The 12,118-nt window shown below is 62.4% G+C and carries 13 protein-coding genes and 1 riboswitch; of the genes, 5 read left to right on the plus strand and 8 right to left on the minus strand.

Annotated features, from left to right (window positions below; all coding sequences use genetic code 11):
- Positions 1 to 56 precede the first annotated feature (56 nt).
- From ABJO61_RS08830 to ABJO61_RS08840, 3 genes are all read left to right on the plus strand, one after another.
- Complete coding sequence (locus ABJO61_RS08830) at positions 57 to 824, plus strand: TrmH family RNA methyltransferase (RefSeq protein WP_348325369.1); 768 nt, start codon at positions 57 to 59, stop codon at positions 822 to 824.
- 89 nt (positions 825 to 913) lie between these two features.
- Positions 914 to 1,624, plus strand: a complete 711-nt coding sequence (locus ABJO61_RS08835) for a DUF6134 family protein (RefSeq protein WP_348325371.1) — start codon at positions 914 to 916, stop codon at positions 1,622 to 1,624.
- Complete coding sequence (locus tag ABJO61_RS08840) at positions 1,621 to 2,424, plus strand: SDR family NAD(P)-dependent oxidoreductase (RefSeq protein WP_348325373.1); 804 nt, start codon at positions 1,621 to 1,623, stop codon at positions 2,422 to 2,424. The genes ABJO61_RS08835 and ABJO61_RS08840 overlap by 4 nt, the downstream gene beginning before the upstream one ends.
- Here the strand turns inward: ABJO61_RS08840 and ABJO61_RS08845 are convergent.
- Both ABJO61_RS08845 and ABJO61_RS08850 read right to left on the minus strand, forming a co-directional pair.
- Positions 2,411 to 3,838, minus strand: a complete 1,428-nt coding sequence (locus ABJO61_RS08845; protein WP_348325375.1) for a deoxyribodipyrimidine photo-lyase — start codon at positions 3,836 to 3,838, stop codon at positions 2,411 to 2,413. The two genes, ABJO61_RS08840 and ABJO61_RS08845, sit on opposite strands and share 14 nt — an antisense overlap.
- Positions 3,839 to 3,866: 28 nt before the next feature.
- The gene (locus ABJO61_RS08850) at positions 3,867 to 4,649 is read right to left on the minus strand and encodes a TauD/TfdA family dioxygenase (RefSeq protein ID WP_348325377.1); all 783 of its coding nucleotides are present in this window, start codon (positions 4,647 to 4,649) and stop codon (positions 3,867 to 3,869) included.
- Between the two features lie 114 nt (positions 4,650 to 4,763).
- Here ABJO61_RS08850 and ABJO61_RS08855 point away from each other — a divergent pair, with 114 nt between their 5' ends.
- Positions 4,764 to 5,654: a LysR family transcriptional regulator gene (locus ABJO61_RS08855; protein WP_348325379.1), complete on the plus strand. Its 891-nt coding sequence runs from the start codon at positions 4,764 to 4,766 to the stop codon at positions 5,652 to 5,654.
- Positions 5,655 to 5,723: 69 nt separating this feature from the next.
- On the opposite strand, the gene ABJO61_RS08860 is transcribed toward ABJO61_RS08855, so the two are convergent.
- The 3 genes from ABJO61_RS08860 to ABJO61_RS08870 are packed head-to-tail and all read right to left on the minus strand — an operon-like array spanning position 5,724 to position 8,427.
- Positions 5,724 to 6,509, minus strand: coding sequence for an ABC transporter ATP-binding protein (locus ABJO61_RS08860; RefSeq protein ID WP_348325381.1), 786 nt, complete (start codon positions 6,507 to 6,509; stop codon positions 5,724 to 5,726).
- Positions 6,506 to 7,507 (minus strand): iron ABC transporter permease, encoded by a 1,002-nt coding sequence (locus ABJO61_RS08865; protein WP_348325383.1) that lies wholly within the window; start codon positions 7,505 to 7,507, stop codon positions 6,506 to 6,508. Before ABJO61_RS08865 ends, ABJO61_RS08860 begins: the two co-directional genes overlap by 4 nt.
- Positions 7,504 to 8,427 carry an ABC transporter substrate-binding protein gene (locus ABJO61_RS08870; RefSeq protein ID WP_348325385.1) on the minus strand — a complete coding sequence of 308 codons (924 nt, stop codon included), beginning with the start codon at positions 8,425 to 8,427 and terminating at the stop codon, positions 7,504 to 7,506. Before ABJO61_RS08870 ends, ABJO61_RS08865 begins: the two co-directional genes overlap by 4 nt.
- A gap of 79 nt (positions 8,428 to 8,506) precedes the next feature.
- Positions 8,507 to 8,735: riboswitch (cobalamin riboswitch) on the minus strand.
- Between the two features lie 108 nt (positions 8,736 to 8,843).
- Between ABJO61_RS08870 and ABJO61_RS08875 the strand changes: the two genes are divergently transcribed.
- Complete coding sequence (locus ABJO61_RS08875; protein WP_348330939.1) at positions 8,844 to 9,491, plus strand: glutathione S-transferase family protein; 648 nt, start codon at positions 8,844 to 8,846, stop codon at positions 9,489 to 9,491.
- Here the strand turns inward: ABJO61_RS08875 and ABJO61_RS08880 are convergent.
- The 3 genes from ABJO61_RS08880 to ABJO61_RS08890 form a co-directional block, all read right to left on the minus strand.
- Positions 9,488 to 10,453, minus strand: a complete 966-nt coding sequence (locus tag ABJO61_RS08880) for a hypothetical protein (RefSeq protein WP_348330937.1) — start codon at positions 10,451 to 10,453, stop codon at positions 9,488 to 9,490. The genes ABJO61_RS08875 and ABJO61_RS08880 overlap by 4 nt on opposite strands.
- A gap of 114 nt (positions 10,454 to 10,567) precedes the next feature.
- Positions 10,568 to 10,930, minus strand: a complete 363-nt coding sequence (locus ABJO61_RS08885) for an HU family DNA-binding protein (RefSeq protein WP_348322920.1) — start codon at positions 10,928 to 10,930, stop codon at positions 10,568 to 10,570.
- A gap of 153 nt (positions 10,931 to 11,083) precedes the next feature.
- Positions 11,084 to 12,043, minus strand: coding sequence for a ribonucleotide-diphosphate reductase subunit beta (locus ABJO61_RS08890; RefSeq protein ID WP_293337089.1), 960 nt, complete (start codon positions 12,041 to 12,043; stop codon positions 11,084 to 11,086).
- Between the last annotated feature and the right edge of the window lie 75 nt (positions 12,044 to 12,118).

Raw genomic sequence — 12,118 nt, forward strand, 5'->3', positions numbered from 1 at the left:
TCTTTCGTTCTTACCCCTATGATCGCGGAAGAGACGGGAATGCAAAAGGATCAATTATGAGCAGCGGCGCGCGCGCCATAGACAGCCCGCAAAATACAAATGCGAAGAAATGGCTGGCGCTGACCGAATCACGCGGCATCCGCAAACATGGTGCGTTCATCCTTTCAGGGCGAAAAACCGTGCCAGAAGCGCTGGCGCGGCACCCGAACCGCTTCACAGCGGCGCTGGCGCGCACGGAGAGCGACCTCAACCGGCTTGCCCTCCCCTCCTCCGTCGAACGCTACGTGCTGGCGAAGCCCGTTTTCGAGGCGCTGGACACCAATGGCACCGGCTTTCCGCTACTTGTGGGCGAGGTGCCGGAAATGGCGGCGGCGGACTTCAGCGCGGCGCCCAAAGGCTTCGAACTGGTGCTGGCGCTCGGCGATCCATCGAATCTCGGTGCGGCGCTCCGCAGTGCGGCGGCCTTTGGCGTGACACGCGTGGTGCTGATGGAGGGAGCCGCACATCCCTTCCACCCGAAAGCGCTGCGCGGCGGAGCCAATGCACAATTCGGCCTCACCTTTCTCAAGGGAGGCGACTGGACGGCGCTCGAAGGCGCGAAAGGGCCTGTCGCCGCGCTCGATGGCGGGGGCGCGGATATCGAGGAATATGCCTGGCCGGAAAACCTCCGGCTCGTGCTGGGCGAGGAAGGCCGCGGATTGCCGCCGGGCCTCAAGGCAACGCTGCTCGCGATACGCACAACCGGGGCGGTCGAATCCCTGAATGCGACGGTGGCCGCGAGCCTCGCGCTTTCCGCCCGATTCCGGCGAATTTCATCCAGGTGATCCAGCGCCCGGGCCGGTGCGTATTCAAGGGGTGAGAGCTGGCGCAAGGTCCAGCGGTTCACCCCCCCCCCCCAGAGAAGGCCCCGCCCTTGAATTCGCTTTTAAAACTTGCCGCCCTTCTCACGCTTGTTGTTCCCGCCATGAGCCTCAGTGCTCTTGTCTCAGGCGCGAACGCGGCAGCGCCGGCTACGTCCCCCGGGCCGGCGCTGTCGTTCCGCGTCGAGCGCGGGAGCACTCCTATCGGCACGCATACGGTCAGCTTCACGCGCAAGGGCGAGGAACTTCATGTTGCCGTCGACATCGAACTTGCCGTGTCTTTCGGCCCTATCACTGTTTTTCGCTACGAGCATCGCAATCGCGAAACATGGCGCGGGGGAAAACTCGTTGCACTCGAAACGGTAACGAATGACGACGGCACCAAATACAAGGTGAGTGCGAAGGCAACCGAGAAAGGGCTGGAAGTTACAAGCTCTGCCAACGGAACATTCATCGCGCCTGACAGCATCATTCCCACGAGCTACTGGAACCCGGCGACGATCGACCAGAGCGAACTTCTGGACACGCAGAAGGGCCGCATCCTCAAGGTCGAGATGAAGCCCGGCGCCGAATTCGAGGCGGGCGTGAACGGCAAGCCCGTTCCCGTGCGCGAATATGAAATGACGGGCGACCTGAAACTCAAGCTCTGGTACTCGCCCCAGATGGAATGGCTGAACGTGATCTTTCGGGCGCGTGGCGAAAATGTCGACTACCGCGTGGTGCGGATCGACCGGCAGGAACTTCAGCAGGTGGCACAGCAATGACAGGACAAGGCGATATTGTCTGGATTACCGGCGCGAGTTCAGGCATCGGCCGCGCGCTCGCCCTGCGCATGGCGCGCGAAGGCTACCGCGTGGCAGCCTCGGCGCGGCGAGCGGAAGAACTCGACAAACTGAAAATGGAGGCCGGACAGACGGGCGGCGAAATCCGGCCCGTGCCGCTCGACACGACGAAGCCGGACGAGGTGAAGGCAGGCGTGGCGGAAATCGAAAGCGAGATGGGGCCGATTGCCATCGCGGTGCTATGCGCCGGCACCTATGAATCCGTTCTTGCGCATGAGCTGACGGCGGCCAGGGCGCGGCCCGTCTTCGAACTCAACTTCATGGGTACAATGAACTGCCTCGAAGCGCTGATCCCCAACATGATTGCGCGCGGGCATGGGCGGATCGCGGCGGTTGCCTCCCTCGCGGGCTATTTCGGCCTGCCGACATCCGCGATCTATGGCGCCAGCAAGGCTGCCATCATCAACATGGCGGAAGCGCTGCAACCCGACCTTGCGAAACACGGCGTGACCATGCAGATCGTCAATCCGGGTTTCGTGAAAACGCCGCTGACCGACAAGAATGAATTTCCGATGCCCTTCCTCATGGATGTGGAGGACGCGGCGGAGGCGTTCTGCAAGGGTCTTCGCTCAGACCGCTTCGAGATTACCTTTCCGCGCCGCTTTTCGCTGCTCCTCCGGTTGGTGCAGATGCTGCCCTACCAGCTGTCGCTCGCGCTCACCGGGAAGACCCTGCCGAAGGACAAGCATCCTTCGCTTGCGGCCGGTGTCAGCCCTTCCTGATTTCCGAATAGGCGGCGAGCGCGCGGGCGCGCGCCTCCCCGTGATCGACGAGGGGTTCGGGATAATTTTCCCCGAGCACAATGCCTGCCTTTTCGAGCACATCGCGCGGGGCGGCCCAGGGCTTGTGAATGTATTTCGTATCGAGCTTTGAGAGTTCGGGAACAAAAGCGCGGACATAATCGCCGCCCTTGTCGAACTTCTCGCCCTGCAGCACCGGATTGAAGATACGGAAATAGGGCGCGGCATCGGCACCCGACCCCGCCACCCATTGCCAGCTCGCCCGGTTCACGGCGAGGTCGGCATCGACCAGCGTATCCTCGAACCACCGGGCGCCCTCGCGCCAGTCGATCATCAAATGCTTGATGAGGAAGGAAGCGGCGATCATGCGCACACGGTTGTGCATCCAGCCCGTCTGCCAGAGCTGGCGCATGCCTGCATCGACAATGGGATAGCCGGTGCGTCCGGTGCGCCATGCATCGAAAGCACCGGCATCGCGCATCCAGGGGAAGGCATCGAATTCGCTTTTCCAGTTTTCGGTTTCGATCTTCGGCCAGTGATAGAGAAGGTGGCAGGCGAAATCGCGCCATGCGACCTCACGCAAGAAGGCTTCGCCCGCCCGTCCGTCACCGCCTTGCGCGTTACGAACGACATGCCAGACACGTCGCGGCGACAGATCGCCCCAATGGAGATGCGGCGAGAGGCGCGAGGTTCCCTCACGATCCGGTAAATCACGCGCTTCTGGATAATCCGCCATCGCGTCATCCACAAAATCCGCGAGCCGCGCCTGCGCGCCCGCTTCGCCCGGCTCCCATGTTTCACGCAAGCCCGCCGCCCAGTCCGGCTTCGAGGGACGAAGTGCCCAGTCATCGAGATGATCCGTCGCGATGTCCTTCACGCGCGCGAGCTTTCGTGGTGCTGCAAGAGGTGCATCGAACGAGACTTGGGACAGCGCGCGCCAGAAAGGCGTAAAGACCTTGTAGGGTCCGCCGCTCCTTGTTTTCACATCCCAGGGCTCGGCGAGAAGCGAGGCGGCGAAGCTGCGAACCTTCATGCGCCGTTGCGTCAATATGGATTTGACGAGCTTGTCTCGCTCGACGGCGCGCGGTTCATAGCAGCGGTTCCAGAAGACCGCAGCCGCGCCCGTTTCTTCTGCAATAGCGGGAAGAATTTGCGCAGGGTCGCCCCGGCGCAAAACCAGAGGCAAGCCGAGGCGGGCAAGGCTTTTTGAAAGCGCCGCGAGACTGCCATGCAGCCACCAGCGCGACGCACCGCCGATCTCTTCCTCCGGGTCCAGGATGAAAAGGGGCAGCACCGGCGTGCCGCGCGCCGCAGCAGCGGCGAGTGCCGGATTATCGTCCAGCCGCAAATCCCGACGGAACCAGACGATTGAAGGGCCGTATTCTTCTGAGGACATCTGTTCGTGACGGTTGGTTGGTGACTGACTACTCCATACGAAGCGGCGCGGCGGGCGGATCAGCCACGGCATCGCATGCCGACAAGCACCGAAGGCGCCAGCCCGGCGCTCCATAGCCGCCAACCGGATAATGCTGGGCGAGGCGGCAATCCCACAAGACGACCATTCCCTGCGTCCAGGGGATGCGTATCTGATTTTCCGGCGCGGCGAGGAGGTTTTGTACCAGCCTCACAACGAGATCGCCTTCCTCCGCCGGCACATTAAGGACGCGACCTTCGAAGGAAACGCCGATGCCTAGATGCCTGCGCTCTGTCAGCGGATGCGACGCGACGAGCGAACGGGGAAAACCCGCACGCGAGGACGACGCGACCTCAAGCGGATCGAGATAGGCGCGCATGGGACGGGAGATGCCGTCATAAGCGTCTGCCAGCGAGCACCATATGCTTTCGCCACCGAAAGGCGCCTCCTCCGCATGAAGCAGCGCAACATGCGAGCGCGCAACGGATGCAAGCGGATCCGTCATCATCGCTATACACTCTTCGGGGCGCGCGCACGCCGCTTCTTCCGCGGACTGATTGCGCAACGTATCGACATAGAGCGTTCGTTGAAGGGCTCCGAAAGTACACATCAGACCGGCTATGCCTTGGGCCGATGCACGAGGCGAGCGGAAAACGAGCAATCCGTAGCGTGAAACAGCGGCCGAGAGGGCCGCCGACACCGCCGGCGGCGGCGGCACTGAAAGATCCATCCCTGTCACATCGGCACCGAAAACGCCCCCCAAAGGACGAACAGAGAAGGAGTTCGAATACATGATTATTTACCCCGTTGGTCAAAGAATTTGGATTTGACTGCCCCTATAACAATGAGTTGCACGGGAGCGGCGAACATATCCAATTGAAATGGCGAATGACCAAGTATTCACGAAATGAATTTGCGCCGCATCGACCTCAACCTCCTGACCATCTTCGACGCCATCATGACGGAGGGCAGCATCACCAGAGCAGCTGCGCGACTTGGCATGACGCAGCCCGCCCTTTCGAACGCATTGACGCGGCTCAGGCGGCTGGTGGACGATCCGCTTTTCATACGGGTAGGCAACAAGATCGTACCGACGCCGCGGGCAGAAGCACTCTCGTTGCCTATTCGTCAGGCGCTCGATCTCGCGGAGCGCGCATTGAGCGGGCATCCGGCAGACGCGACACGGGATGAAACTCGGATTTTCACTCTGGCTCTTGGCGATACCGGTGAGACCATCGCGCTACCGCGCGCATTGGAAAAACTGAGACGGGAGGCGGGAGCGACACCGCATCTGCAGCTCAAATGCGCACCGCCACACACAATCGCCGAAGAACTCGGGTCAGGCGCGGTAGACCTTGCATGGCTCGCCTTTCCGCCCCGCCTGCGCGATGTGAGCGTGGAACCGGTGATCCAGGACGAGTTCGTCTGCATGGTCGCGGAAGAGGGAGCCGGGAAAGAGGAGATGACGCAGGAGCGTTATTTCGCGCTCGACCATGTCGGCCTCGTACCGGAAATCGCATCGGAGGAACACGGCTTTGGCGCCTGGCGAAAGCGGCGAAAGATTCTGATGGAAGTACACAACTATGCACTGCTTGCGATGTTCGTCGCGACAGCCGGTCTTGCAGCGACGTTGCCAAGCCGCCTTGCACAGCATTACGCAACGACATACGGACTTGCTGTGCATCCCCTGCCCTTCGACGCACCGCCCGCGATCATCTATCAGGCGTGGCCGCGCGGCCTGACCGAAGACCGGACGCATATTCGCCTCAGGCGCGCCTTCAGGGTCGCGGCGCGATAGTCACGGTTGCGCGCGCGGCAAGGCGACGAGCACGGTGGAACAGGCGCGTTCTGCTCCGCCCGGCGACACCTACTCCGCGCGGCGGACAGGAAGAACGAAGGGGTCCGCCCCTTCACCGATCAATGCCTCGATGCGGTAGGTCTCGCGGAGGTTCTGCGGCGTGAGAACATCGCGCGGCAGGCCGTCCGCCTTCACCTTGCCATCGTCGAGCAGGATCAGCCGGTCGCAATGACGCGCGGCGAGCGAGAGATCGTGCAGCACGGCAACGACCATGCGATCATTGCCCTCGGCGTCGGGTTTCGCATAAGCGCGCAGCACTTCCATGATGCGTATCTGATGATAGGGATCGAGCGCGGAGACAGGCTCATCCACCAGCATGAGCGGCGCCTCGACGGCCAGCGCACGGGCAAGAAGCACGCGGGCCCGCTCGCCGCCCGACAAGGTCAGCACATCGCGGCCGGCAAACTCACGCACACCTGCGAGATCGATCGCACGCTCGATTGCCGCTTCGTCTCCGGCGGTGGCGCGATGGAAGGGTTCGAGGTGCGGCAGACGGCCAAGCGCGACGAGACGCGAGACTTCGAGCGGCCAGTGACTGCCCGCACCTTGCGCAAGATAGGAAATGGCGCGGGCACGGGCGCGCAGGCTCATGTCGGCAACGGGCACATTGTCCAGCGTCACGCTGCCCTCGAAAGGAACAAGGCCGGCGACGGCGCGCACCAGCGTCGTCTTGCCGACGCCGTTCGGGCCGATGAGGCCGATGAATTGCGAGCCTTCCGCCGTTGCCGAGACACCGCGAATGACGCGCGCGCCGCCCAGAGAGGCGCGGAGATTTTCGACGGCGAGGCGCATCATGGAGCCTCCCTTCTCGTGCGGAGGATAAGCCAGAGGAAGAAGGGCGCACCGACAAGCGAGGTGACGACGCCGATTTTCAGCTCCGGCCCATTGACGGGGATACGAACAAGCAGGTCCGCGGCAAGGACGAGGGCCGCCCCGCCAAGAGCAGAGGGAAGAAGCAGCGAGGCCGGACGCTGGCCGACAAGCGGGCGCATGAGATGCGGTACGACAAGGCCGACAAAGCCTATGACGCCGGTGACGGATACGGCGGCGCCGACGGCGAGGCCGGTGCCGATGATCGCGCGGGCAGTGACGGGGCGCATGGAGAAGCCGAGTGTCGATGCTGTGTCTTCACCGAGCGCCAGCGCATCGAGCGCGCGATATGTCGATGCGACGAGAAGCCAGCCTGTTCCCATGAAGGGCAGCACAAACCAGACCTGCGTCATGCTGCGATCCGTCAATGAACCGAGCATCCAGAAGACGATTTCGAGCGCGGCGTAAGGGCTCGGCGAAAGGTTGAGGGCGAGCGAGGTGAGCGCGCCGGTGAAGGCGGAGATGGCGACGCCCGCCAGAATGATCGTGACGATGGAAGGGTTGCGGCCCGCGAGCAGATACAAGACGGCCAAGGCGACAAGCGCACCGGCAATGCCGCCGACGGGCACGAACATGGCCGTGCCTGCGGCCAGCCCCGAATAGAAGATGAGGACGGCGCCAAGTGCCGCGCCGCCCGAGGCGCCGATAAGGCCCGGTTCGGCAAGCGGATTGCGCAACAGGCCCTGAAGCCCTGCGCCGGTGAGCCCGAGCGTGGCGCCGACGAGAAGGCCGAGCAGCGCGCGCGGCAGACGCACTTCGGTCAGGACCAGCCAGGCGATGTCGCGATCGGTCTGCGAAATGAGGGCGAACTTTTCGGTGAGGAGTTCTCCGCCACGGCCAATATAGATGGAGGCGATGAAGAAGAGCGCCACGAGGATGGTGAGGGCGGCGTTTACGGCCCAGGCATTTATGTGGGGCTTCATTGGCGCGCTCTCCCCAAACCGTCTTCGACGGTTTGACCCTCCCACGGGGGGAGGGTGAGAAGAGAGTGCCGTTCGCTCTCTTCCATCATCGTATCATGCGCGGCGGCGAGGCGCGCGGCAGTGCGGGCCACGAAACGCGTGCTGCACGTCCAGTCGCGCGCGCGCAGGCTCACTTCCCCGGCATAGCGCTTCCGGTAGAGGCGGAGCGCCGGATGCTCCAGCAGCGCGCTTGCCTGCGAGGGCGCATCCGGGCGATAGACGCCGAGCGCCAGCAGCTGCGGGCGATAGGCGATCACGTCCTCGACGCCGGGATAAGCGAGGCCGACGGTATTTTCCTCACGCACGACATTGCGAAAGCCGGTATGCGCGAGGATGCGGCCGAGGATGGAGTTCGGCGTCGCGGCGCTGCCGAGATCCTGATAGAGGATCGCCGCGGGCGCGTTCTTTCCGCTCCGCTTCGCCGCATTCATCTCCGCATTGAAACGCTCGATCAGCGCCGCGCCCTCTTCTTCGCGGCCAAGCGCGGTAGCGACGGTGCGGATGTTGCCGCGAATATCCTCGAAGCTGCGCGCGTCCTTCACGGTCGCAACCGGGATATCCATGCGTGCGAGAAGATCGAGCGTGAAGGGAGAGCTCCATTCATGCGCGAGAACGAGATCGGGCGCAAAAGGGAGAATGTCCTCGATGCGCCCATCGTTCGGCGGAATGTTCGAGACAAGTGCGGCAATGGGCGAATCCGCCGGGTCACGTCCAAGCCGGAAGACGGATTTGAGCGTACCCGGCGCCGCAAGCTCGGCGGCGATGATGTCTGAGCAGAGATTGATCGAGACGATATGCGCAGGGCGCGCGGAGGCGGCATCTGCCGCAGAAGCGGCAGCAAGGAGGCCTGCCAGAACACCGATAGAGAGAAGAAATTTCATCCCGCCGTCTCGCGCTACGCATCAACAAGATGTCGTCTCGCGGGACAGACCCGCAATCCCCCGGCACACCCCGGCCCGGAGAAGGACGACAACTCGCGGCAGGTTTCCTGGCTTGGCGGGTCAGCGCCCCTCCCTGCCTTCCCGGCCCGTCGAACGACAGGCCAGTGGCCAAACCGGAGAGAGGCTCGCCGCTTACAGTTGCGGGGGCAGCCGCTTCTAGATTTGGAGCATATTCCTGCCGGAAAGCTCCAAGCGTTCCCTTTTAACCCCGGATTTGCGGCCGGGGCACCACGAGCAGGCGGAGTGTAGACGCTCGCGCGCGCCACGCAAGGCGGAGCCCCGAAAGGCCTGCAAATCCACCGGGAAATGCTCTACCGTCAGCCAAAACAACAAACAGATGATTTCGGGAAGGCACCATGCTCACGCTTTATCACTGCAACGGATCTCGCTCGATGCGCTCGCTCTGGCTGCTCCATGAGATGGGGATCGAGTTCGAACTGAAGGAACTTCCCTTCAGCATGGAAGGCTTGCGCACACCGGAATATCTCTCGGTCTCGCCGCTGGGCCGCGTGCCCTGCCTTGTCGATGGCGATGTATCCGTATTCGAGTCCGGCGCCATCGCGCAATATCTCGGCGAGCATTACGACCCGGAGAGCAAGCTGCATCGCCCGGCGGGACATGCGGAACGGGCGGAGTGGCTGATCTGGCTGCATTATGCCGAGACCATGGCCGTGCACGGGGCGAGCCTCGTGCAGCAAAAAGTGTTTATTGCGAAGGAAGACCGCTCGCCAGTGGTACAGAAACTCGAGTCGCGGCGGCTGGAAAAGGCACTCGAAGTGGTGGACCGGCAGCTTGCCGATCGGGACTACCTGTTGAAAAGCGGGTTCAGCACGGTCGACACGAATGTCGGCTACAGCGTGCATCTCGCGAAGGGCTTTGTGAGCCTCGATCCATTTGCGAATGTCGTGAAATATTATGAGCGGCTGTCGGCGCGGCCTGCATTCAAAAAGGCGGCGGCGAGCGTCCCCCTCGACGAGCAGGCACCTGCCGAAAAGAAAGCCTAAAGCTTCGGCACCGCCTGCATGACGGGCTTCGGCTTGCGGGATTCGGTGAAGAGGCCCCAATGGGCTTCTTCGGGATGCGAGCCTGCAACCGCGCTTTCGTCATAGACGCGCCAGGGAGCGTCGAATGCGGAGAAATACACGAAAGCGAGGTCGCGCGACGGCGGGAGCTGACGCGCGAGTTCGGTATAGAAGGCTTTCTGCTTTTCCGGCGTGAAGCCTTCCGCCTCCGGGGCGGTGGGAATGCCCGTCTCCTTGACGAGGATGGGGCCGCAGAAAGCCTCTTCGGACAGGCGCGCGCTCGCCTGCACGACGAAATCCGCCCAGTTGAAGGGCGGCGCATCGGCGAACCATTTCTCGAAAACGGGGTGGACGTTCACGGCCAGGAAATCGAGTTTCGCGAGGACCGGCGTGGCATCCGGGTCGTCGAGGAAGGGCGCGAAAGGTTCGGTGACGGTGAGGGGCAAGCCCGGTGCACGGTCGCGGAACTTGCCGATGGCACGCGCGTAACCATTCCACGAACCGCGCCGCGACAGGACCATCTCGTTGCCGAGCGAAACACCTACGACGATATCGGGATGGGATTCCCACGCGGAGATGGCGTTTTCGACCTCGCGGTCGTCAGCCGGGTTCCAGACACCCATGATGACGGCGCGAAAGCCGAGGTCTTGCGCGATGCCGGGAATGAGTTCCGCGCCGCTATGCGCGCCATAAGTGACGAGACTGTCGAACCAGGGGCGGAGCGCTTCGAGATCCTCGCGGATCGAAACCTCGCTCGCCTGAACCGGATTGCCGTTCCAGACTTTGAGTTCCGTCGGCTGGTAGGCAACGAAGCGGCCTTCCGCCATCGCATCCTGCAGACGGGAAAGCGCAGGCGCGGTCTCGTCGCGGGTGGCGCAGACGGGGACGGCTTGCGCCGCGGTGGCGATAAACACGAACAGCAGAGAGGCGAGAAGGCAGCGCATGGTCCATAGCTAGGTGACCATTGTGGCAATTTTCCGAATTCGGACATGCAAAAGCCCGGCCCCTTTCGGGAGCCGGGCTCTCGTGACTTCAGAAGATCGTCAGGCGTGAAAGCCTTAGATCGATTCCTTCAGATCCTTCGCGACGCGGAAGGCAACCTTCTTGGACGCCTTGATCTTGATGGCTTCGCCGGTCGCCGGGTTGCGGCCCATGCGGGCGGCGCGCTTGCGAACCTGCAGGATGCCAAGACCCGTGAGGCGGACCTTGTTGCCCTTCTTCAGGTTCTTCACCGTGAGTTCGACGAAGTCGCTGAAGAGTTCCGTCGCCGCCTTCTTCGACATGTCATGCTTCTCGGCGAGTTCGGCGATCAGCTTCGACATCGGCACCGTCGGCGGTGTGGCAGGCTTCTTGGCAGCGGCGGCAGATGCAGCCGGCTTTTTGGCGGCAGGCGCCTTCTTGGCAGCGGGTTTAGTGGCCATGATTTGAATTCCCTCGGATAAGTTCGGCTTGAGTTTCACTGAGTCGCGCGATTCGGCCAAGCGATAAGTTCATATTTGGCGGGCATCGGAGCGAAAAACTGTTGAAAAGTGCCTGCGGGACGGGCATTTCGCGCCCGCCCCCCTTTCCAAAACTCAGTCGAAGGCCTCGTCCCATGTGCCGCGCGTCGATGCCTTGGAATATTCGGTGGCGCGGTTTTCGAAGAAATTGGTGTGCTCAATGCCGTTCAGCATCTCGTCCATCCAGGGCAACGGGTTCTTTTCCGTACGGTAGATGGGCTGGAGGTTGAGCTGCACGAGGCGGCGGTCGGCGATGTAGCGGATGTAGTTCTTCACTTCCTGTGCCGACAGGCCCTCGATGCTTCCCATCTCGAATGCGAGGTCGATGAAGGCATCCTCGTGATGGATGATGGTTTCGCAGGCCTTGTAGATGTCCTGCTGGAGTTTCTCGGTCCAGATTTCCGGGTTCTCGTCCACGAAGGTGCGGAAGAGCTTCATGGCGGAGACGGTATGGAGCGTCTCGTCGCGGGCCGACCATGTCACGATCTGGCCCATGCCCTTCATCTTGTTGAAGCGCGGGAAGTTCATGAGAATGGCGAAGGAAGCAAAGAGCTGGACCCCCTCGGTGAAGCCGCCGAAGACGGCGAGCGTCTTCGCGATGTCTTCTTTCGTTTCGACGCCCCATTCCTGCATGTAGTCGAATTTCGACTTCATCTGCTCATATTTCAGGAAGGCTTCGTATTCGGCCTCGGGCATGCCGATGGTGTCGAGGAGATGGCTGTAGGCCGAGATATGGACCGTCTCGATATTGGAGAAGGCGGCCAGCATCATCTGCACTTCGGTCGGCTTGAAGACCCGCGAATAGTGCTTCATGTAGCAGTTGTTCACCTCGACGTCGGCCTGCACGAAGAAGCGGAAAATCTGCGTGAGCAGGTTGCGCTCGCCGTCGGTGAGGTTCTTCGACCAGTCCTTCACATCGTCGGCCAGCGGCACTTCCTCCGGCAGCCAATGAATGCGCTGCTGCGTGAGCCAGGCGTCATAGGCCCAGGGGTAGCGGAAGGGCTTGTAGACGTGACGTTCTTCGAGAAGGGACATGGTCTGGATTCCTTGTGCGCGATGCACCAGAGACAAGAATGGCCCGGCCTGACGACCGGGCCATAATTTCAGCGC

This window comes from Parvibaculum sp. (genome assembly GCF_039973015.1).
Taxonomy (GTDB): Bacteria; Pseudomonadota; Alphaproteobacteria; order Parvibaculales; family Parvibaculaceae; genus Parvibaculum.

Bases quoted from the DNA above. Each gene is read 5' to 3' on its own strand.
- ABJO61_RS08830 (WP_348325369.1), top strand. From the start codon at position 57: ATGAGCAGCGGCGCGCGCGCCATAGACAGCCCGCAAAATACAAATGCG.
- ABJO61_RS08840 (WP_348325373.1), top strand. From the start codon at position 1,621: ATGACAGGACAAGGCGATATTGTCTGGATTACCGGCGCGAGTTCAGGC.
- ABJO61_RS08845 (WP_348325375.1), bottom strand. From the start codon at position 3,838: ATGTCCTCAGAAGAATACGGCCCTTCAATCGTCTGGTTCCGTCGGGAT.
- ABJO61_RS08850 (WP_348325377.1), bottom strand. From the start codon at position 4,649: ATGTATTCGAACTCCTTCTCTGTTCGTCCTTTGGGGGGCGTTTTCGGT.
- ABJO61_RS08855 (WP_348325379.1), top strand. From the start codon at position 4,764: ATGAATTTGCGCCGCATCGACCTCAACCTCCTGACCATCTTCGACGCC.
- ABJO61_RS08860 (WP_348325381.1), bottom strand. From the start codon at position 6,509: ATGATGCGCCTCGCCGTCGAAAATCTCCGCGCCTCTCTGGGCGGCGCG.
- ABJO61_RS08865 (WP_348325383.1), bottom strand. From the start codon at position 7,507: ATGAAGCCCCACATAAATGCCTGGGCCGTAAACGCCGCCCTCACCATC.
- ABJO61_RS08870 (WP_348325385.1), bottom strand. From the start codon at position 8,427: ATGAAATTTCTTCTCTCTATCGGTGTTCTGGCAGGCCTCCTTGCTGCC.
- ABJO61_RS08875 (WP_348330939.1), top strand. From the start codon at position 8,844: ATGCTCACGCTTTATCACTGCAACGGATCTCGCTCGATGCGCTCGCTC.
- ABJO61_RS08880 (WP_348330937.1), bottom strand. From the start codon at position 10,453: ATGCGCTGCCTTCTCGCCTCTCTGCTGTTCGTGTTTATCGCCACCGCG.
- ABJO61_RS08885 (WP_348322920.1), bottom strand. From the start codon at position 10,930: ATGGCCACTAAACCCGCTGCCAAGAAGGCGCCTGCCGCCAAAAAGCCG.
- ABJO61_RS08890 (WP_293337089.1), bottom strand. From the start codon at position 12,043: ATGTCCCTTCTCGAAGAACGTCACGTCTACAAGCCCTTCCGCTACCCC.